Origin of the sequence: Arthrobacter globiformis (assembly GCF_003261175.1) — a bacterium.
GTDB lineage: Bacteria > Actinomycetota > Actinomycetes > Actinomycetales > Micrococcaceae > Arthrobacter > Arthrobacter globiformis_A.
Genome location: NZ_QLNP01000099.1, coordinates 56990 through 77143, shown reverse-complemented (window position 1 = coordinate 77143; position 20154 = coordinate 56990). Strand labels below are relative to the sequence as shown.

Here is a 20154-nt window from a genome sequence, read left to right as displayed (position 1 = left end):
CCGTCTCGCACCCGGCGGCTCCGCAGCCGTAGACAGCTGTGCTGCCCGGAAGCGGCGGACTAGATGTCCTTTTTGCCCTCGTCGTTGAGGCGCTTGAGGGTTTCGTCCGGGGTCTCATCGGCCGTGCCGGTCTTGGCTTCGGGGGTCAGCGAGTCCTCGGCCGTCAGGGCGGACGCGTCATCGGGAACGGTGTGCGTTTCGGCGGCGGGTTCCACGATCTTGGTCACGGCCTGGCGGTGGACAGTGGCCAGGTTGCCCGGCGACAGTTCCAGGACAACCTTGTTCTCCACATCGTCAATCGACACGATGCGGCCGAACAGTCCGAAGCTGGTCATCACCTCTATGCCGGGGGCGAACTCCGACTGCAGCTTGGCCTGCTGCTGCTGTGTCTTCTTGTTGCGGCGGAACATCATAAAGATGAAAACGCCGAGCATGACGAACAGCAGAATGGTCATGATGTCGATGCCGCCGCCGGCCTGCGGCTGGGCCTGGGCACTGATTTGTGCGAACAAATGAAGTTCCGTTCTGTACTTGCGTAGCTGGTTGACAGCAACGTCCGCTTTGCACCGGGCTGCCCGCCCGGACACGGGAAACCGGCGCGGGCGGCCCGCCGAAGCGGGACACGGAAACAAAGCCCGGACGTGCCGAGCGTCTTTCCAGTCTAGAGGGAAAAGCTGGGAGGGCGCTGCTATTGGGTGCTGGAAACCCATTCAGATGACGATTCTTCATCGCCCGGGCCGGACTCGAAAAGGTCCAGCGTTTCCTGCCCGAAGACCCCCGCCGGTACTGCCAGGCCGAGGTGGGTCCAGGCCGAAGCCATGGCAATGCGGCCCCTCGGCGTCCTGCCGAGCAGCCCTTCCCTGACCAAGTACGGCTCGGCAACCGTCTCCACGGTCTCCGGCTCCTCCCCCACGGCGATGGCCAGGGTTGACAGGCCCACCGGGCCGCCGCCGAATTTGGTGATCAGCGCTTCCAGCACTGACCGGTCCAGCCGGTCCAGCCCGCGCTTATCCACTTCGTACATGTCCAGTGCGGCGGAGGCGGAACGGGAGTCAATCTGTTCGATCCCGTGGACCAGCGCCCAGTCCCGGACCCTCCTCAGCAGCCGGTTGGCAATGCGGGGAGTGCCGCGCGACCGTCCGGCGATCTCAGTGAATCCGGCCGAGTTCACCTTCAGGTCGAGGAGGCCGGCGGACCTGCGCAGCACCAGCTCCAGCTCCTCCACCGAATAAAACTCCAGGTGGCCCGTGAAACCGAACCGGTCGCGGAGCGGACCCGGAAGAAGCCCGGCACGCGTGGTGGCACCCACCAGCGTGAAGGGCGGCAACTCCAGCGGAATGGCTGTGGCACCGGCCCCCTTGCCCACCACGATGTCCACCCGGAAGTCTTCCATGGCCATATAGAGCATTTCCTCGGCCGGACGGGACATCCGGTGGATTTCGTCGAGGAAGAGGACCTCGCCCTCCGACAGCGAGGAAAGGATGGCGGCGAGGTCGCCTGCGTGCTGGATGGCCGGGCCGCTGCTGATGCGGAGCGGGGCGTTCATTTCGGAGGCGACGATCATGGCGAGTGTGGTCTTGCCGAGGCCGGGAGGACCGGAAAAAAGCACATGGTCCGCGCTGCGCCCGCGCATCCGGGATGCCTGCAACACGAGGGAAAGCTGTTTGCGGACCCTGTGCTGGCCCACGAAGTCGTCGAGGTTCTTGGGCCGGAGCGCCGCCTCGATGGCCCGCTCCTCCGGCTCTTCTCCCCCGGCGACCAGGGAAGGCTCAGCCACGGCTGCCTACCCTGTTGCCCGCGCGGGCTCCGTCCTGGCCGAGCCAGCGCAGCGTGGTGCGCAGGATCTCGGCCACGTTGCCTTCGCCGGCGAGTTCCGGCGCGTCTGCGAGGGCCTTGTCGATGCTGCCCGTGGCGTCCTTTTCGGACCAGCCCAGACTGGTCATCGCGGCCACGACCTGCGGCTTCCAGACGCCTTCCGATGACGCGGCCGGCGCTCCCGCAGGCGCAGACGTGCCGTGCGGAACCAGTTTCCCGGCGAGTTCAAGAACGATGCGCCCGCCAACCTTCGGGCCGATGCCCGGGACCTTGGTGAACGTCTTGCTGTCCCCGGTGTGCGCCGCCACGCGAATGGCCTCGGGATCGTGCACGGCGAGGACCGCGAGGGCCAGCCGCGGACCCACTCCGCTGACACTGAGCAGAACGTCGAAAACTTCCCGTTCGTCGTCGCTCGCGAAGCCGAACAGGGTCAGGGAATCCTCCCGGACGATCAGGGACGTGAAAAGCTTCCCCTCCTCGCCGGTCCGCAGCCTGCTGAGCGTCTGCGGCGTCGCGTTAACGCTCATGCCGGCGCCGTTGAGGTCAATGACGGCGGTGGACAGTCCGACGTGCGCCACGGTTCCGCGGAGAAAACTAATCAAGGCCGGGGCTCCTGAACTTGCGCCGGCAACAAACCGACTATCCGAACATATCTACGAATACCCTAGCAAGCGCCGGCGACATTCAGCGTGCACGGCGCGCCTTGGCCTCCGCCTCGGCCCAGGCCCGCTGGGCGGGCGTCAGAGACTGGCTGCCGGGGCCAGTGGTGGCTACGCTTGCGCCGCTGCCCGCCCGCCATGCGTGCGTGATGGCGAGGGCCAGGGCGTCGGCCGCGTCCGCGGGACGCGGCGGAGCGTCGAGCCGGAGAATCTTGGTCACCAGCTTGGTCACGGCCTCCTTGTTCGAGGAGCCGCTCCCGGTCACCGCCGCCTTGACCTCCGACGGAGTGTGCAGAGCCACGGGGATCCCGCGCCGGGCCGCGGCCGCGATGACGACGCCGGAGGCCTGGGCCACGCCCATGACCGTGCTGACGTTGAGCTGCGAGAAAACACGTTCCACCGCCAGCACGTGTGGCTCGTAACGGTCGAGCCAATCGTCAATGGCCAAGGCGATCACCAAGAGCCGCTGGTCGAGCGTTTCCTCGGGGGACGTCCCCACCACACCAACGGCCACCATGGTGGCCCGGCGGTTCTTTTCGACGTCCACCACGCCGATGCCGCAGCGGGTCAGGCCAGGGTCGATGCCCAGTACGCGCAGCGTCACGTGCAACCGCCCCGGTCAGCCACGCCGAAAATCACTCGGCTTCCAGCGCAGCCTGAACTTCGTCGCTGAGGTCAGCGTTGCTGTAGACGTTCTGGACGTCGTCGAGGTCCTCGAGGGCGTCAACGAGCTTCATGAACTTCTTGGCGGCGTCAAGGTCCAGCGGCACCTCCATGGAGGGCACGAACTCGGCCTCGTCGGTGTCGTAGTCGATGCCGGCTTCCTTGAGCGCGTCGCGGACAGCCTGCAGGTCCTTCGGGTCCGAATGGATTTCGAAGCTGTCCCCGTTGTCCTTGACTTCCTCGGCGCCGGCGTCCAGCACGGCCATGAGAACGTCGTCCTCGGTGAGGCCGTTCTTGGGCAGGGTGACCACGCCCTTGCGGGTAAACAGGTAACTGACCGAGCCGGGGTCGGCGATGGTGCCGCCGTTGCGGGAGATGGCCAGACGGACCTCGGATGCCGCGCGGTTCTTGTTGTCGGTAAGGCACTCGATCAACAGCGCGGAGCCCTGCGGGCCGCGGCATTCGTACATGATCTCGGTGTAGTCCACGACCTCGCCGGTGAGCCCGGCGCCGCGCTTGATGGCGCGGTCGATGTTGTCGTTCGGAACGGACGTCTTCTTGGCCTTGGTGACGGCCAGTTCGAGTCCGGGGTTGCCCGCGAGGTCCGGGCCGCCCATGCGGGCCGCTACTTCGATGTTCTTGATCAGCTTGGCGAACGACTTTGCCCGGCGGCTATCAATGATGGCCTTCTTGTGCTTGGTCGTTGCCCATTTGGAGTGGCCTGACATGCTTTACGCTTCTCCTCTGATCATGCGAATAAAAAGTTCATGCACGCGCTTCTCCCCTGTCACTTCCGGATGGAAGGAGGTAGCCAGCAGCTGGCCTGAACGCACTGCAACAATTCTAGCCGTCCCCTGCAGATCGGCCGCGTGGGAGGCGTGCTCCTGGTCGGCCGGCTCCACCTGCGCCAGGACCTCGACGCCGGGGCCCACGCGCTCCACCCAGGGTCCGCGGATGAACACCGCATGAACCGGAGCCACGCCCTGCTCGGTGGCGCTGAACTCCAGGCCCTTGAAGTCGAGGTCGGTCTCGAAGGACTCGCGCTGCCGGCCGAAGGCGTTGCGCCGCACCGTGATGTCCAGGCCGCCGAACGTCTGCTGGGGGTTGCCGGCGAGGTCCGCGGCGGGGTCGGCGATGTCGTGAGCGAGCAGGATCATGCCCGCACAGGATCCGTAGACCGGGAGGCCATCGGCGATCCGCTGCCGCAGCGGCTCGGCGAGGTCGAAGGCGCGGGCCAGCTTGTCGATGGCCGTGGACTCGCCGCCGGGAATGATGAGCCCGTCGAGTCCCTCGAGCTCGGCGGGACGGCGGACACCGACGCCGGTGGCGCCTGCGGTCTCGACCGCCCGGAGGTGCTCACGAAAGTCGCCCTGGAGTGCCAGAACGCCGATGCGCAGGCCGGACCCGGGCTTTTCGGGCACGCCGGCCGGGCGCGGAAGGGCGCTGGAAAGGGAATTGGTCATCTAAACAGCATAGTGTCCCGGCGGCGGCCAGCCGGTCCCGCCGTCGGCCGCCCGCCACATCGCATGCCGCCGCTGGGATATATTACAGAGCATGTTTTCCCTCAGCGTTCCGCTCGGCAAATTCGTTCGCCGGGTCTCCCGGCTCAGGGGCGGAGGCTCTGCATTCCCCGGCCTGGTGGTCGAGAAAATCGATCCCGGTTTCATGCAGCGGGCCCTGTCCACCCTTCCCCACGGCGTGGCCGTGGTCAGCGGCACCAACGGCAAGACCACCACCACCAAGATGGTGGTGGAGCTGCTGGAAAGCCAGGGCCTGAAGGTGTTCACCAACCGCACGGGAAGCAACTTCACCCGGGGCGTGGCGGCGGCCCTTATCGGCGATGTCGACTGGCGCGGACGGCTCGACGCCGACATCGCCGTGCTAGAGCTGGACGAGGCCCACGCCGTGCATTTCGTCAACCGCGTCCCGCCGCGCTACAGCCTCCTGCTGAACGTACTCCGCGACCAGCTGGACCGCTTCGGTGAGATCGACAAGACAGCCCAGCTCCTCCAGCACATCGCCTCCAAGACAACGGGGGCTGTGGTGCTGAACCGCGAGGACCCGCGGGTGGCCCGGATCGCCGGAACGCTGCAGGGTCCCGAGGTCCTCTACTTCGGCCTGGACGACTCCCTGCTGGGAACTTTCCCCAGCGACGATGAACTCCGCGCCGGCCCGGGCAGCCCCGTGCCTTCGGTACCGCAAAGGCCCGAGGCCGACGTCGTTCTCCGCCGGGTGGGTGCCGATGACGCAGACTTTGAGTACGACGGCGTCACCGTCACCACCGGGATGAAGCTCCGCGGCGTCTACAACATCTTCAACGCCGCGGCCGCGCTGGCCCTGGCCCGCAGCATCTGCGGCGGCGGCGCTGCCACGGCGGACCACGGCACGCTGCTGAAGGCTCTGTCCGAGGTGGCCCCGGCATTTGGGCGCGGCGAAAGCCTCACGGTGGACGGGCTCCCGCTGGACCTGGTCCTGGTCAAGAACCCGAGCGGCTTTCGCCTGGGCCTGAAGTCATTCCCGTCGGGCGGCTACGCCACCATGATCGCCATCAACGACAATTACGCTGACGGCCGCGACATGTCCTGGCTGTGGGACGTCGATTTCGACTCCCTGCGCGCTGACGGCGTGGACCAGGTCAGCGGCTCCCGGGCGTACGACATGGCCCTGCGCCTGCAGTACGACGAAGTGCAGATCGGGTCGGTGGACACCGACATTCCGGCCGCCCTCGCCGACTTCATCCGCACGGGGAAAGGCAAGCCGAAGCGCGTCTTCTGCACCTACACCGCAATGCTCGCGATCCGCCGTGAGCTGTCCAAAATCACCACAGTGGAGGTGGTCTCTTGACCCCCGAATCGACTGCCGGCACTACCGCGTCAAAGGGAACCATCCGCGTCCTGCAGCTGTACCCGCGGGAAATGAATATCTACGGCGACTGGGGCAATGCCCTGGTGCTGCAGCAGCGCCTGAAGTGGCACGGATACACGCCGGAGCTGCTCGAGTACAACGTGGGCGACGAGTTCCCGGAGGGCGTCGACATCATCCTTGGCGGCGGCGGTCAGGACAGCGGCCAGCTTGTGATCCAGGACGACCTTCAGTCACGCGCCGGCCTCCTTAAGGGGATGGCCGAGGACGGCACGCCTATGCTGCTCATCTGCGGGCTCTACCAGCTGTTCGGCCGCTTCTTCAAGACCCGCTCAGGCCCGGTCATTCCCGGCATCGGCGTTCTGGATATAGAGACCCACGGCACGGATGAGCGGCTGATCGGCAACGTCAAGGTCACCACCCCGGAGTTCGGCGAGGTCCTGGGCTACGAAAACCACAGCGGCCAGACCACCCTGGGTCCCGGTGTCGCACCGCTGGGGACGGTCGCGAAGGGCACCGGCAACAACAGCAGCGACGGCCAGGAGGGAGCCCGGTACCGCAACATCGTGGCCAGCTACCTGCACGGTTCCCTGCTGCCCAAGAACCCGGCCATCGCCGACTTCCTGATCCGGACCGCCGTCGAACGCAAGTACGGGACCTTCACACCCGGCGAAGCGGATGACCGCTACGCCGTTCTGGCCCGCGAGCACGCGGCCCGCCGGCCGCGCTAGGAATAACCTGAACGGGACACACTCCCGTTCAGCGCACGGCTGTCAGCGTTCCTTGGTGACCAGCAGCTCGCGGGCTCCGGCCTGCGCCGCGCCCATGGACTCCACCACCTGTTTGGTCCGCAGCCGGGTGTCGGCGTCCGCCGCGGGACTGGCGCAGACGCCCTGCGGGGCGTCAGCGGCCACAGAGCACCAGCGGTAGGGGCTGCTGACGATGACCGACGGCGCCCAGGCGACGTCGGATGCGGTCCATTTGCCGGCACTGTCCTGGCTGAACTGTGCCCGGAGCAGGAGGCCCTCGTTGTTAACGACGTACGTCGGGGACAGTTCTGTCACGCCGTTGCCTAAGCCGTAGGCGATCCATGTTCCCTTGTACTTTTCGACGGGGAGCACTGAGTGGGTGTGGTGCCCGTAGATCATGGTGAACTGGCCGCTGTCCGCCAGCGCGTGCGCCACCTCCAGCTGCTGGGCGTTCGGGGCACTGGCGTACTCGTCCCCCGCGTGCATGGCGCCGAGGACGATGTCCGCGCCCAGCTTCCTCGCCTCCTTGGCCTTGGCGATCATGGTGGGGGCGTCGAGCATGTCCACCTGCCACGGCTGTTCCGGGACCTGCCCGTTGAGTCCGTAGGTGCCCTCGATAACGGCAATGCGGGCGGCGTCGGTCTGCATGATGAGGATGCCCTGGGACTCGGCCTGCGTCCGGTAGGAGCCGGTGTGCTCCAGCCCTGCTGTGTCCAGCACATCCAGCGTTCTGGTGAGACCCTCTGTGCCTTGGTCGATGGTGTGGTTGCTGGCCGTGGTGCAGGCACGGTAGCCGACCGATTTGGCGGCAGCGGCGATCTGGGGCGGGACGTTGAAGGAAGGGTACGCGGAGAAGGGTCCTCCGGGCAGCGCCACCGGCGTTTCCTGGTGGCAGATGGCGAGGTCGCTCTGTTCGATGTAGCGCCGCTGCCCTTCCAGCAGCGGACCGAAGTCCAGTCCTCTGACTCCGCCGGCCACGGCATCTTCGTGGGCCTGTTGCCACAGCTGGGTGTGCACCAGCATGTCACCGGTCACCAGGACAGACGTGCAGCGGACCGAGGCGCACGCGGGACCTGCACCCGGGGTTGGGGTGGGTGCGGCGCTCGAGGTGGGGTCCGCCGTCGGCGTTGCAGCGGCAGTGCTGCCGGCGCTGGACTGCGCGGCCGGGCCCGAAGGCTGGCGGGCCGCAGTGGCAGGCTGGCTGCCGGATTCACTGCCGGTCTGGTTACCCGTCTGCGGCCCGGCCTGCTCGGCGGCCACGCCGCAGGACGCCAGCCCCGCCATCAGCAGTGCAGCGGCGGCCGCTTGGAATGCACGGCCGGATACGTTGTTGTTCCCCATGACCCCAGCGTAAGTCCGCCGGCGCGCCGGCGCCGGGCAACCCGCCCGTAGAAGCCGCCAAATCATTGTGCACCGCAGAGCTGCATGAAAGGGTTGCTTCATGACCAATCCCCTCCTCTCCCCCAGTGCCCTGCCCTTCGGACTGCCGCCGTTTGCCGACATCGGCGACGACCACTACGCCGAGGCGGTTGACGCCGGGCTCGCCGAGCACTTGGCAGAGATCCAGGCCATCGTGGACAACCCCGGGCCCGCCACCTTCGACAACACGGCGCTGGCCATGGAGAAGTCCGGCCGGCTGCTGGACCGCGCCGCGGCTTCCTTCTTTACCCTGGTTTCGGCCGACGCCTCCGAGGCCATCAGGAAGCTGGAGACCGAACTGTCGCCCCGCTTCGCCGCGCATCAGGATGCCGTGTATCTGAACCGGGCACTCTACGAGCGGTTCGCCGCCGTGGATACCGCGGGTTTGGACGCCGAATCGGCCAGGCTTGTGGAGGAGTACCTCAAGGAGTTCCGCCAGTCCGGGATTCAGCTGGACGACGCCGGCCAGGACCGGCTCCGTTCGCTGAACGCCGAGCTGTCGCGGCTGGGCACGGAATTCGGGCAGCGCGTCAAGGAGGGGATGAAGTCTGCCGCACTGCTGCTGGACAGTGCCGACGACTTGGCCGGCCTTCCCGCGGATGAGATCGCCAGCGCCGCGGAAGCAGCCCGGGTTGCCGGGCATGACGGCAAGTTCCTCCTGACGCTGATCCAGCCAAGCAACCAGCCCGCCCTCGCCGCACTGGACAACCGGGACGTGCGCCGGCGGCTCTTCGAGGCGTCAGTGGCCCGCGGCAGCACCGGCGGTGACCTCGACGTACTCGACCTTGTGAACTCCCTGGTCCGGCTCCGCGCCGAAAAGGCCGCGCTGCTGGGCTTCGCCAACTATGCCGAACTGGTGGTGGACCGGCAGACGGCGCCGGACTTCGGCGCTGTCCGGTCCATGCTGAACCGGCTGGCACCAGCTGCCGTCCGGAACGCCGACGCCGAGGCCGCGGCCCTGGCCGAGAGCGCAGGCCACCCGCTGGAGGCCTGGGACTGGGCCTACTACTCCGCGAAGGTGCGTCGGGAACGGTACACGGTGGACGAGCAGGCCCTCAGGCCGTACTTCGAGCTGGACCGGGTGCTGACGGATGGAGTGTTCTTCGCCGCGACCTCACTCTTCGGCATCACTTTCCATGAGCGCACGGACCTCGCCGGCTACCACGAGGATGTCCGGGTCTGGGAGGTCCGGGAGGCGGACGGAACGGAGCTGGGGCTGTTTCTCGGCGACTACTACACCCGCGAAAGCAAACGAGGCGGGGCGTGGATGAATTCGCTGGTGGACCAGTCGGCGCTTCTTGGCACCAAGCCGGTGGTCATCAACAACCTGAACATCTCCAAACCGCCCGCGGGTGAGCCCACGCTGCTCACGCTCGATGAGGTGCGCACGGCGTTTCACGAGTTCGGCCACGCCCTGCACGGGCTGTTCTCCGACGTCACCTACCCCCGTTTCTCCGGCACGTCGGTGCCGCGGGACTTTGTGGAGTACCCGTCCCAGGTCAACGAAATGTGGATCATGTGGCCGGAGGTGCTGTCCAACTACGCCCGCCACCACGCCACCGGGGAGCCGCTGGCCCAGGACGTCGTCGACCGGCTCAACGAGTCCCGCCTGTGGGGCGAGGGCTTCGCCACCACGGAGTACCTCGGTGCTGCGCTGCTGGATCTGGCGTGGCACGTCCTGGATGCCGACGGCGTTCCGCAGGATGCCCTGGAATTCGAGGCGAAGGCACTGGCCGCGGCAGGGGTTGCCCATCCGCTGATTCCGCCGCGCTACCGGACGGGCTATTTCCAGCACATCTTTGCGGGCGACGGCTACTCCGCGGGCTACTACTCCTACATCTGGAGCGAGGTGCTGGACGCCGAGACCGTGGACTGGTTCACCGAAAACGGCGGCCTCAGCAGGGCCAACGGCGACCGGTTCCGCGCCGAGCTGCTCTCCCGCGGCAACAGCAGGGATCCGCTCGAGTCGTTCCGCACCCTCCGCGGCCGCGACGCCGCCCTCGTGCCCCTGCTCAAGCGCCGCGGCCTCGAATAAAGAACGACGACGGCCGGTCACCTCGGAAGGTGACCGGCCGTCGTCGTCGCTATTAGTCCTTTTACCAGCCGCGCTCGGCGAGGCGGTGCGGCTGCGGGATTTCGTCGACGTTGATGCCGACCATGGCTTCGCCCAGGCCGCGGGAGGCCTTGGCGATGACGTCCGGGTCATCGAAGAAGGTGGTGGCCTTCACGACGGCGGCGGCACGCTGGGCCGGGTTGCCGGACTTGAAGATGCCCGAGCCGACGAACACGCCGTCTGCGCCGAGCTGCATCATCATCGCGGCGTCGGCCGGGGTGGCGATGCCGCCGGCGGTGAACAGCACCACGGGGAGCTTGCCGGTGGCGGCGACTTCCTTGACCAGTTCGTACGGGGCCTGCAGTTCCTTGGCCGCGACGTAGAGCTCGTCCTCGGGCAGGGCTGCGAGCTTGGCGATCTCGGCGCGGATCTGGCGCATGTGCCCGGTGGCGTTGGAGACGTCGCCGGTGCCGGCTTCGCCCTTGGAGCGGATCATGGCCGCGCCCTCGTTGATGCGGCGCAGCGCCTCACCGAGGTTGGTGGAACCGCAGACGAAGGGAACCTTGAAGTTCCACTTGTCGATGTGGTTGACGTAGTCGGCCGGGGTCAGCACCTCGGACTCGTCGATGTAGTCAACGCCGAGGGACTGCAGGACCTGGGCCTCGACGAAGTGGCCGATCCGGGCCTTTGCCATGACCGGGATGGAAACGGCATCGATGATCTGGTCGATCATGTCCGGATCGGACATGCGGGACACGCCGCCCTGGGCGCGGATGTCGGCCGGGACGCGCTCGAGCGCCATGACGGCAACGGCACCGGCGTCTTCGGCGATGCGGGCCTGTTCGACGTTGACGACGTCCATGATGACGCCGCCCTTGAGCATCTCTGCCATGCCGCGCTTGACGCGGTTGCTGCCCGTCACGTTGTTGGCGGACGAGCCGGCTTCGTTGCTTACATCAGGTGTAGACACAAAAACCCCTATGGGTAGCTAGATGACCTTCGCCGGGAGTGCAGGCACGGCACAGACATGCCGTTTTTCGCACACACCGGATTACCGGATCCATTGACCGGGCAGTTCTAATACTAGTCCCACGGCGGCAGCGCGGCTTAATCAGGTTTGTTCGGAGTCTTCCAGCGCCTGGATGCGCACGGCCAGGACGCGCTGGACCACCGTGACGAGGCTCGCCGCCGCCAGCAGCACGAGGGTCGCCAGCAGCACAACGGGCGGCAGTCCGACGCCGGTAAGACCGGTGATCACCAGGACGGAGACCAGCCGTTCAGCACGTTCGGCAATGCCCACGTTCGCCTGGAAGCCGAGGGATTCGGCCTTCGCCCGGACATAGGAGACCACCATGCCAAGGACAAGGCAGACGACGGCGGCAATGGCTATGGGGGCATCCGCGCCGCCGGTGAAAAACCAGATGGCCAGGCCGGCAAAGAGGGCGCCGTCGGCCAGCCGGTCCAGGCTGGAGTCGAGGAAGTTGCCCCAGCGCCCGCCGAGGTTCTGCATCCGGGCCATGATGCCGTCGATGACGTCGGAGAAGATGAACAGGGTGATAAAGAGCGTTCCCCACCAAAGCTGGCCCAGCGGGTAGAACACCAGGGCCCCGACCACCACGCCGGCCGTTCCCACTATGGTGATCGCGTCCGGCGAGACGCCAATTTTCAGTAGCCAGCGTGCAAGCGGGGTAAACAGCGCGGTGAAGAACCCGCGGGCATGCCTATTCAGCATGCGTCTCCCCGGGCCAGGCGTCGGCAACCTGCTGGCGGACCTCGTCGAGCGTCTGGGTGATCGCCTTGGTCTGGGCAATGATCGGGAAGAAGTTTCCGTCACCGCCCCAGCGCGGAACGATGTGCTGGTGCAGGTGCCCCGCGATGCCGGCCCCGCCCACAACCCCCTGGTTCATGCCCAGGTTGAAGCCGCCGGGATTCGCCACCTTCCGCAGCACCCGCATCGCGGTCTGCGTCAGGTCGGCGAATTCGGCCGTCTCCTCCACCGTCAGGTCCGTGTAGTCAGGGACGTGACGGTAGGGGCACACCAGCAGGTGGCCGGGGTTGTAGGGGAACAGGTTCAGCACCACGTAGCTCGTGCGTCCGCGATACACGATGAGCGACTCCTCATCGGTGCGCGCGGGCGCGATGCAGAACGGGCAGTCATCCTCGTTCTTGAACTGGTGCTGCCCGCCCTTGATGTAGGCCATGCGGTGCGGAGTCCACAGCCGCTGGAAGGCATCCGGAACGCCGGCGAGGCCGAAATCGTCCGTCACCTCCGCGTCGCCTGGATAGCCCGACCCTGTGTTCTCCTGCACGTGTGCCCCCTCCGCCGCGGCTAGCTGGTCCGGTTGCGGACAGCGTCCACAATCCGCTGGACAGCCTCGGCCACGGGTACGCCGTTGTCCTGGCTGCCGTCCCGGAACCGGAAGGAGACGGCGCCCGCCTCGGCGTCCTCTCCGCCGGCGATCAGCACGAACGGGATCTTGTCCTTGCTCGCCGTGCGGATCTTCTTCGGGAAACGGTCCGAGGAGATGTCCACCTCGGCGCGGATGCCGGCAGCCTTGAGCTTGTCGACGACGTCGAACATGTAGTCGTTGAAGGCCTCCGCCACCGGGATGCCCACCACCTGCACGGGAGCGAGCCACGCCGGGAAGGCGCCTGCATAGTGCTCGGTGAGGACGCCCATGAATCGCTCCACCGATCCGAACAGGGCACGGTGGATCATGACGGGGCGCTGGCGGGTGCCGTCGGCGGCCTGGAACTCGAGTTCAAAGCGCTCAGGCAGGTTGAAGTCGAGCTGGATGGTGGACATCTGCCAGGTGCGGCCCAGGGCATCCTTCGCCTGGACCGAAATCTTGGGCCCGTAGAACGCGGCTCCGCCCGGGTCCGGAACGAGCTCCAGCCCGGACGCCTCGGCCACTTCGGCCAGGGTGCGGGTGGCTTCCTCCCAGGTGGCGTCGTCGCCGACGAACTTGTCCTCGTTCTTGGTGGACAGCTCGAGGTAAAAGTCGTCCAGGCCGTAGTCCTTGAGCAGGCCGAGGACGAAGTTCAGTGTGGTGGTGAGCTCGTCCTTCATCTGCTCGCGGGTGCAGTAGATGTGGGCGTCGTCCTGTGTCATGCCGCGCACGCGGGTCAGCCCGTGGACCACGCCGGACTTCTCGTAGCGGTAGACGGAGCCGAATTCGAAGAGCCGCAGCGGCAGTTCGCGGTAGGACCGGCCGCGCGAGCGGAAGATCAGGTTGTGCATGGGGCAGTTCATCGGCTTGAGGTAGTAGTCCTGGCCGGGCTTGCGGACGGTGCCGTCCTCGTTGTGCTCCGCGTCGATGTGCATCGCGGGGAACATGCCGTCGCGGTACCAGTCCAGGTGACCGGAGACCTCGTACAGGTGGCCCTTGGTGATGTGCGGGGTGTAGACGAACTCATAGCCGGCGTCCACGTGGCGCTGCCGGGAGTAGTCCTCCATGGCCTTGCGGATGATGCCGCCCTTGGGGTGGAAGACCGGCAGGCCCGATCCCAGCTCGTCGGGGAAAGAGAACAGGTCCAGCTCGGCGCCAAGCTTCCGGTGGTCGCGGCGTTCGGCCTCGGCGATGCGTTCCTGGTACGCCTTCAGGGCGTCCTTGGTGGGCCACGCGGTGCCGTAGATGCGCTGCAGCTGCTGGTTGTTCTGGTTGCCCAGCCAGTACGCCGCCGAGGACCGGGTCAAGGCGAAGGCGTTGGAGATGAGCTTGGTGTTGGGCAGGTGGGGGCCGCGGCACAGGTCGCACCAGACGCTGTCCCCGCTCTTGCGGTCGACGTTGTCGTAGATGGTGATGTCGCCGGCGCCCACTTCGACGTTGACGCCTTCGCCGGCATCGGCGGCGTCGTTCTTCTTGCCCAGCAGTTCGAGCTTGTATGGCTCGTTCTTCATGGCTTCGCGGGCCTCGTCCTCGGAGACGACGCGGCGGACGAACTTCTGGTTCTGGTTGACGATTTTGAGCATCATCTTTTCCAGCTGGCGCAGGTCCTCCGGGGTGAAGGGCTCCTCGACGTCGAAGTCGAAGTAGAACCCGTCAGTGATGTAGGGACCGATGCCCAGCTTGGCGTCCGGGCGCAGCTGCTGCACGGCCTGGGCCATCACGTGGGCGGTGGAGTGGCGCAGCACGTTGAGCCCGTCGGGGGAATCGATGGTGATGCCTTCAACCTGGGCACCCTCGGGAAGGGACTGGTCCAGGTCCTTGAGCTCGCCGTCGACCCGGGCCACTACGACGTCGCGGCGCTCAAAGAAGAGTTCCGCGCCGGTGGTCCCGGTAGTCACCTTCATTTCTTCGCCATCGACGATGAGGGTGATCTGCTGGGCATCTGACACGGGTGTCTCCTATTCAAAGTTCAGGCTTCGTAGCTTGTGGCGTACGGGGACCACAGCCAGCCTCGTCAATGCTATCTGTTGCGGAAGTGGCGAGCCAAAGCGCCACGGTGGCGGCCGAGTGGAACATGGTGGCGGAAAAGCGGAAATGGGAGGGGCCGGTCAGCTTCCCAGGCCGGTGATGGCCAGATTTCTGCTGATGCCCTCCAGGGGTCCCGGCTGCAAGAAGTCCTGTTCAGAGTGATCTGGTCCGGCGTCCCCTGGCTCACGTTGTCCAGGGTCAGCGCTCCCCCTTTCACCGTTTTCCGGTTCGGGGAACGGCAGGGTGTCCACCTGGCTGAGGTCCCAGGCCATGCTGGCGCTGAGGCTGATGCCGCGCGGACCGGTCCGTCGGGTGGTTCCCCGGATCAGCAGCAGCCGGGTCCCGAACAGCAGCGGTCCAGCATGCTCCTGGGCCTCATGGAAGAACACGGAATCCACGCACCCGGTGCCGTCGTCGATGCTGATGAAGACCACGCGCCTGCCGCCGCGCATGGGTGGGGTCTGGGTGGCGATCCTCACGCCGGCCACCAGTACCTCCGTGCCGTTGCGCAGCCCCAGAAGCTTATCCGCGGTGGTTACGCCAAGCTTGTCCAGGAGGGGCCGGTGGCTGGACATCAGGTGTTCGCTGACGTCAACCGCCATCAGGTCGAGTTCCGCCCGGACGTTCTCCACTGTGGTGGGCTCAGGCAGCCCGGGCTTGACGTTCCGCAGCTCGACATCCCCCAGGGGCAGCGCCAGTTGTCCCTCAATGACTTCGGCGCCTTTCTTTGCCGGCTTGCTCTGCAGGCTTTGCAGGTGGTGGACAAGGTCTGCCCGGTTGGCTGTTCCGCCGGATTCCCGGTGCAGCGTGTCAAAGGCACCGAGCTGGGCGAGCCGCTTGATGCTGGGTTTGCTCAGCCTGGAGCGTGCCCGCAGGTCCGCCAGTGAGTCATAGGGCTGGCCTGCAACGATCCTTTTCAGTTCAGTACCGGACAGCCCAAAGATGCCGTTGAGGCTCAGCCGGATGCCCAGCTTTCCCCGGCCAGGGCCCTCCGCGACACGCTCCACCCGGTATTCCGCCCCGCTGCGGTTAATGTCCAGCGGAAGGATGGGGATGCCCATGCGCCGCGCCTCTGCCACAAGGAGTCGCTTGGGGTACATGCCGGGATCGTGCTCCCACAGGCCCGCGAGGAAGGCCTCCGGATGGTGGGCCTTCAGCCAGGCGGACTGGTAAGTGGGCACCGCAAAGGCTGCGCCGTGGGCTTTGCAGAACCCGAAGCTGGCAAACGATTTCAGGGTGCCCCAGACCTTGTCCACCACCTCCGGCGAATACTCCCTGGCCTTTGCCTCGCGGCGGAACAACTCCTCAACCTGGCCCTCCCTGACCTCGTTGCTCAGCGCCCGGCGGAACTCGTCGGCTTTCGCCAGCCCGCAGCCGGTCATCACATCAAAGGTCCTCAGGATCTGCTCATGGAAGACCGTCACCCCGTGGGTTTCCTGCAGCACCGGCTTCAGGTCAGGGTGCGGGTAGGTCTCCGGTGCGAAGCCGTGCCTGTGTTCAAGGAAGGGCCGGACCATGTCGGATTTCATGGGGCCGGGACGGAACAGTGAGATGTCGATGATGAGGTCGTTGAACTCACGCGGGGCCATCTTGCCCACCAGTTCCCGCTGGCCCGGCGATTCGATCTGAAAGCATCCCAGCGTGTGGGTGCTTCTGATCAGCTCATACGTCGGCTCATCATCCAGGGGCACCGCATTGAGGTCGATCAGGCCGTCCTCGGCGATGTAATCCGGCCCGTTGCCCCCAGGTCCAGCGGGATGGGCTCCGGCTGCCACCACTTCAGCCTTGGAGGGGTGGATCCGGATGATCTCCCGCACGGCAAAGGCCATGGCACTTTGCATCCTGACACCCAGGACGTCCAGCTTCAGCATGCCCATCGGGTCCATGTCGTGTTTGTCGAACTGGCTCATGGGCAGGCCAAGCCCGCTGGGCTGGACCGGGGTCCGGTCCAGCAGGGTGGCATCGCCGAGGATCACCCCGCAGGGGTGCATGGAGATGTGGCGGGGAAGGCGGTCCAGCCGTTCGGTGAGGTCCACCAGGAGGTCCAGCTGCTGGTTCTCAGAAAAGTTCCGCTGTTCCACCCGTCCGGCGAACTCGCGAAGTTCCGGTTTTTCCTCCAGGGCCTCCCGGAATTTCCGTGCCGAAAAGCGCCACAGCTGTTTGGCAATCTCGCCGACATCGCCGTCGTCCATCCCCAAAGCCATGCCGGCGTCCCGCACCGCACCGCGAGCGCGGTAGCCGTTCTGCATGCTCATCAGCGTGACGCGCTGGGAGCCGAACCGGTCAAAGATTTTCCGGTAGACGTTGTGCCGCTCCGCGCTTTCCACATCGATGTCGATATCAGGCAGCGTGGACCGGTCCCCGGAGAGGAACCGTTCGAAGATCAGGTCATGCTGGAGGGGGTTTACCTGGCTGATGTCGATCAGGTAGTTGACCAGGCTGGAAGCACCCGATCCCCGGGCTGCCGCCCTCACATTCATGTCCAGGATCATCCGGGAAACTTCGGCCACGGTGAGGAAGTAGGAGGCAAAGCCGAGGCGGGCGATGATCTTCAGCTCATGCTGCAGCCGGGCGCGCATGTCTGCCTCCGCCTTCCCCGAGATGCCGGGGAATCGCCGGGCAATTCCGGCCTCGCAGCGCTGGGCAAGTTCGGCAAGCGGGTCCCCCTCAATGCCGATGACGGCGGCCTCGGGCACCACCGGCTGCTTCCAGCCCATGTCGGACACGGGATCCATGCGGCACCGGTCCGCGAGCGCCTCAGTCTGTGCGAGCAGCACCTGGAGATCGGCGGCACCGTAGCCGGCGGCATGGATGATTTCCTTGCCCAGCTCCACCATTTGATCCGGGGTTTTCAGCCAGCCCTGCCCGTTGGGCTGGAGCAGCGGCTCGGCGGAGAGTTCGGGAAGCGACTTGAGCGTGCGGGCCGAATCCAGGACGTCGGCGGTGGCAGCCCCGTCCTCCTCGCAGTAACGGACGGCGTTGGTGAGCACGGCGGGCACGCCGTACTCCTGTGCCAGCTTGAGCATGCGGACCGCATGGGCCGTGCTCAAGGGTTCACCCGGTGCGCTGAGGTGCGTGACGATCTCTGCCGCGACGCTTCCGGCGGGCAGGGCGTCAAGCCAGCTTTTAAAAAGGGTGCGGGGCCGGAGGTACCGCCGCCCGCCCAAGGCCAGACCGACGTCGGAATCGGGGCCCAGCAGCACGGTGAGCACCGGCTTCAGGGTTTCCGGGTCCAGGACGCGTGAGGCGAGTTCAGCCCTGGTGATGGCAACGGGCACCGTTCCCCCCGCCTTGCCCGTGGTGCGGGCGTGGGCGTCGGAAATCAGCCGGCACAGTGCCTTGTACCCCGCACCGTTGTTATGGCCGTGCGCCACCACTACGACCCGCCCGGTGACTCGGTCCGCCGAATACCGGGTTTTGGAAAACCGTGCGCCCACTATCTGCGCACCCGGCACCCTGCCCTCATGGTCCACCTCGTCGTCGAACACTGACAGATCCACGCCGACCACGGGGTCAATACCCGCAGCCATGCATGCCTTGAGGTGTTTTACGGTGCCATAGAGGCCGTCCCGGTCAGTGCACCCAAGGGCGGTTGCTCCCTGGGCCGCTGCCGACTGGGCAAGTTCATCCGGCCAGGAGACACCGTAGTGGGCGCTGAAGGCGGTGGAAACGTGGAGGTGAGTGAAGCTCATGCTGATTTGTGCTGGAGTGCGTCTTTTGGCCGGAGTGCGTCGTGGATGCGGAGCAGCCGCCAGCGTCCGCTCCCGGTATGCCGCACCAGGTCAAGCGTTAGTGGTTCAGGGGGTTCTGCAGCCGGTATTTCCTGCGGGCTGCTTCTGCCGGCAGGCAGGACCTGCACCCGCCAGATCTCATGGTCAACAAGCCCGGGGCCGCTACCCAGCGGGGCACGCCGTTCTTCGGCCCACCACTGGCGGCGTTCGTACCAGCGCAACGGTTCGGCGCAGACCCGGTACTCCCTGCCGCCCCAGCGAAGCTCCGCCGGCTCACCGGTAGGTGCGCAAACGACGTCAACAGACTCGCTGAACGTTCCCATGGGTGCCTCCGGATACCAGTCTTCCTGCAGAAAATACGCAGTCATTTACAGCAGTCATTCAAAGCAGTCATTCGAATATGTATTCGAATAGTTCCAGTCTACGCCGGGCCGGGGACAAAACCTAGATGGGTGTGGACGGACGGCGGCTCACAGGGCAGGATGGTCCCATGAGTTCCAATGACGCGCTCCTGAAGCAGGTAAGCATCGCCGCCAAAGAAAGCACATTGGTGGCCAGATTCGATATCGACGGCAACATTCCAGCATCGGGCGCCTTTGTTGTGGGGCTCGTGGCAGCCACTCCGGATTATTCTCATCAACGGAGGCTGGGAATCGAGTTCATGAACGGCGAGGCGGTCTCGATCTACTCCTTCAGCCATGACGGCACGGAGGAGAACTTCGATCTCAGCAGCGTTCAGCACTCGGGCAACACCATCACGGGCAACTTCCCCATGAGCACGGTACTGGGGCTGGACAAGAGCCACCTCATGTCCGCGTTCAGCGAGGCCGACGGGCGGGAATTCCAGTCCGGCGTGCCTGTCGAGGAGAAGCTCTAGAGGGTCAGCGCCACTGCGAGCGGCACCGGGCGGCAGCCCGGATCAGCCGGCCCCGCGCCCCGGCGCGCCTATCAGCAGACGCAACTTTGTCCGCAGGCAGAAGCAACAGCTCAGCTGTTGTCGTTGTGGATTTTCATCTCCAGCTCGATAAACTTCGAGATCATGGCCCGGTACGTGGTTTCCACGATGTCCGGGTCTATTTCTTTTTTCTCGGCGGCCAAGCGCACATGCTCAATGACCCGCTCCACGCGTCCCGGCGCGCGTACTTCGGCGTCGTCACCCTTCAGGGTTCCCGCGATACGGATCAGGCGCTCGCGGCGCGCGATCAGCGTGACGATCTGCTCGTCCACCTCGTCCACCGCAACCCGCACGGCGGCGAGCTGTTCCCGGTCAGCCTGGGCGTTTTTCTCGTCTCCGTGATTTGTGGGCATGATCATGACAGTATCGAACCATGCAGCCCAGAGTCGATTTTATTTCATTGGGAGTGCGCAGCGTGGCCGCCTCCCGGCGCTTCTATGTGGAGGGCCTGGGCTGGCCGGTACACCGCGAGGTTCCCGACGAAGTGGTCTTTATCCAGGCCAACCACGGCCTGATTCTTTCCCTGTGGGACGCCGGGCAGATGCGGGCCGAGGCCTCCGTTGATGCTCCCGCGGCAGTCCCCTGCATTACGCTCAGCCACAACGTCGGCAGCGCCGAGCAGGTAAACCAGGTAATCGCTCAGGCAGAGGCGGCCGGCGCGTCCGTCGTGGCCCCTCCCAAGACCCAACCATGGGGCGGTTACACCGCATACTTCGCCGATCCGGACGGCTTCCGCTGGGAAATTGCCTTCAACCCCACGTGGACAGTGGACGACGGCGGCCAGGTCACCGTCTGATTGCGCGCTTGGAACTGATGCCGGTCAGGTCCGC

The 20154-nt window shown here is 66.0% G+C and carries 19 protein-coding genes; 5 read left to right on the top strand and 14 right to left on the bottom strand.

Annotation, left to right across the window (positions count from 1 at the left end):
* Positions 1-59: 59 nt before the first annotated feature.
* From yajC to pdxT, 6 genes are all read right to left on the bottom strand, one after another.
* Positions 60-455, bottom strand: coding sequence for a preprotein translocase subunit YajC (yajC, locus tag DBZ45_RS19060; protein WP_111905461.1), 396 nt, complete (start codon positions 453-455; stop codon positions 60-62).
* 233 nt (positions 456-688) lie between these two features.
* Entirely contained in the window at positions 689-1777 is a 1089-nt protein-coding gene (ruvB, locus tag DBZ45_RS19055) for a Holliday junction branch migration DNA helicase RuvB (RefSeq protein ID WP_111905402.1), read from the bottom strand.
* Positions 1770-2417 carry a Holliday junction branch migration protein RuvA gene (gene ruvA / locus DBZ45_RS19050; protein ID WP_111905401.1) on the bottom strand — a complete coding sequence of 216 codons (648 nt, stop codon included), beginning with the start codon at positions 2415-2417 and terminating at the stop codon, positions 1770-1772. The genes ruvB and ruvA overlap by 8 nt, the downstream gene beginning before the upstream one ends.
* A gap of 82 nt (positions 2418-2499) precedes the next feature.
* On the bottom strand, positions 2500-3078 hold the full coding sequence (ruvC, locus tag DBZ45_RS19045) for a crossover junction endodeoxyribonuclease RuvC (protein WP_003800677.1): 579 nt from the start codon (positions 3076-3078) through the stop codon (positions 2500-2502).
* Positions 3079-3109: 31 nt separating this feature from the next.
* On the bottom strand, positions 3110-3865 hold the full coding sequence (locus tag DBZ45_RS19040; protein ID WP_111905400.1) for a YebC/PmpR family DNA-binding transcriptional regulator: 756 nt from the start codon (positions 3863-3865) through the stop codon (positions 3110-3112).
* 3 nt (positions 3866-3868) lie between these two features.
* On the bottom strand, positions 3869-4600 hold the full coding sequence (gene pdxT, locus DBZ45_RS19035) for a pyridoxal 5'-phosphate synthase glutaminase subunit PdxT (RefSeq protein WP_111905399.1): 732 nt from the start codon (positions 4598-4600) through the stop codon (positions 3869-3871).
* A gap of 91 nt (positions 4601-4691) precedes the next feature.
* Between pdxT and DBZ45_RS19030 the strand changes: the two genes are divergently transcribed.
* Both DBZ45_RS19030 and DBZ45_RS19025 read left to right on the top strand, forming a co-directional pair.
* A complete protein-coding gene (locus DBZ45_RS19030; RefSeq protein ID WP_111905398.1) occupies positions 4692-5981 on the top strand; it encodes a Mur ligase family protein in 1290 nt (429 codons plus the stop codon).
* Positions 5978-6730 (top strand): type 1 glutamine amidotransferase, encoded by a 753-nt coding sequence (locus tag DBZ45_RS19025; protein ID WP_111905397.1) that lies wholly within the window; start codon positions 5978-5980, stop codon positions 6728-6730. Before DBZ45_RS19030 ends, DBZ45_RS19025 begins: the two co-directional genes overlap by 4 nt.
* A 42-nt stretch (positions 6731-6772) precedes the next feature.
* On the opposite strand, the gene DBZ45_RS19020 is transcribed toward DBZ45_RS19025, so the two are convergent.
* Positions 6773-8089, bottom strand: a complete 1317-nt coding sequence (locus DBZ45_RS19020) for a CapA family protein (RefSeq protein ID WP_111905396.1) — start codon at positions 8087-8089, stop codon at positions 6773-6775.
* A gap of 100 nt (positions 8090-8189) precedes the next feature.
* Between DBZ45_RS19020 and DBZ45_RS19015 the strand changes: the two genes are divergently transcribed.
* On the top strand, positions 8190-10202 hold the full coding sequence (locus tag DBZ45_RS19015) for a M3 family metallopeptidase (protein WP_111905395.1): 2013 nt from the start codon (positions 8190-8192) through the stop codon (positions 10200-10202).
* Positions 10203-10263: 61 nt separating this feature from the next.
* Here the strand turns inward: DBZ45_RS19015 and pdxS are convergent, their stop codons facing one another.
* The 6 genes from pdxS to DBZ45_RS18985 all read right to left on the bottom strand — a co-directional run bounded on the left by pdxS (position 10264) and on the right by DBZ45_RS18985 (position 18692).
* Entirely contained in the window at positions 10264-11190 is a 927-nt protein-coding gene (pdxS, locus tag DBZ45_RS19010; RefSeq protein ID WP_111905394.1) for a pyridoxal 5'-phosphate synthase lyase subunit PdxS, read from the bottom strand.
* A gap of 141 nt (positions 11191-11331) precedes the next feature.
* Positions 11332-11952: a phosphatidylinositol phosphate synthase gene (gene pgsA / locus DBZ45_RS19005; protein ID WP_111905393.1), complete on the bottom strand. Its 621-nt coding sequence runs from the start codon at positions 11950-11952 to the stop codon at positions 11332-11334.
* A complete protein-coding gene (locus DBZ45_RS19000) occupies positions 11942-12529 on the bottom strand; it encodes an HIT family protein (protein ID WP_111905392.1) in 588 nt (195 codons plus the stop codon). Before DBZ45_RS19000 ends, pgsA begins: the two co-directional genes overlap by 11 nt.
* Positions 12530-12549: 20 nt before the next feature.
* A complete protein-coding gene (thrS, locus tag DBZ45_RS18995) occupies positions 12550-14514 on the bottom strand; it encodes a threonine--tRNA ligase (protein ID WP_440130537.1) in 1965 nt (654 codons plus the stop codon).
* A gap of 204 nt (positions 14515-14718) precedes the next feature.
* Complete coding sequence (locus tag DBZ45_RS18990) at positions 14719-18330, bottom strand: DNA polymerase III subunit alpha (RefSeq protein WP_111905390.1); 3612 nt, start codon at positions 18328-18330, stop codon at positions 14719-14721.
* On the bottom strand, positions 18327-18692 hold the full coding sequence (locus DBZ45_RS18985) for a DUF6504 family protein (RefSeq protein ID WP_111905389.1): 366 nt from the start codon (positions 18690-18692) through the stop codon (positions 18327-18329). Before DBZ45_RS18985 ends, DBZ45_RS18990 begins: the two co-directional genes overlap by 4 nt.
* 167 nt (positions 18693-18859) lie before the next feature.
* On the opposite strand from DBZ45_RS18985, the gene DBZ45_RS18980 reads away from it, so the two are divergent.
* On the top strand, positions 18860-19246 hold the full coding sequence (locus tag DBZ45_RS18980) for a hypothetical protein (protein ID WP_111905388.1): 387 nt from the start codon (positions 18860-18862) through the stop codon (positions 19244-19246).
* A gap of 110 nt (positions 19247-19356) precedes the next feature.
* Here DBZ45_RS18980 and DBZ45_RS18975 read toward each other — a convergent pair whose 3' ends face one another.
* On the bottom strand, positions 19357-19683 hold the full coding sequence (locus DBZ45_RS18975; protein WP_111905387.1) for a chorismate mutase: 327 nt from the start codon (positions 19681-19683) through the stop codon (positions 19357-19359).
* A 14-nt stretch (positions 19684-19697) separates the two neighbouring features.
* Between DBZ45_RS18975 and DBZ45_RS18970 the strand changes: the two genes are divergently transcribed.
* Complete coding sequence (locus tag DBZ45_RS18970; RefSeq protein WP_111905386.1) at positions 19698-20120, top strand: VOC family protein; 423 nt, start codon at positions 19698-19700, stop codon at positions 20118-20120.
* The last annotated feature ends 34 nt before the right edge of the window (positions 20121-20154 follow it).